Genomic DNA, 350 nt, shown 5'->3' with positions numbered 1-350 from the left:
TCATAGCGGATTGCTAACGTCGTGGGCACGAATTTGCGACACACTGGCTACGACCATTCCAGCCAGAACAGATACGGAGACGGCCGGTGACCGAAGCAATGCAACAGCGCAGCCTGCGTCAGCTGGTTGGCCCGGTAGGGGCCGATTACCAGCGGCGGGCACTGCCGCCCGGCTGGGTCTGGGCGGTGCTGGCGGTGTTGTTGGCTGCAACCTGGGTAACCGAGTTGCCGGCCACGGCTGCAGCCGCGCTGATCGCCAGTGCGGTGGTGGTGCATTGGCCTCGGCGTGGCCGCTTCCATTGGCTGGGCTGGCGGCTGCCGGCCCTGGCGGTACTGGCCGCACTCCTGTGG

1 protein-coding gene is annotated in these 350 nt (G+C 66.9%); it reads left to right on the top strand.

The features are described 5' to 3' along the window. Positions 1–86 precede the first annotated feature (86 nt). Positions 87–350, top strand: a 264-nt coding sequence (locus tag AC1DE0_RS22425) for a hypothetical protein (RefSeq protein WP_478105851.1), incomplete at its 3' end; no start/stop codon positions are given.

The sequence above is a fragment of the Terrabacter sp. 05T424 genome, assembly GCF_056396225.1.
The sequence above is the reverse complement of the archived record's forward strand: the minus strand, read 5'-3'. Positions and strand labels throughout refer to the sequence as shown.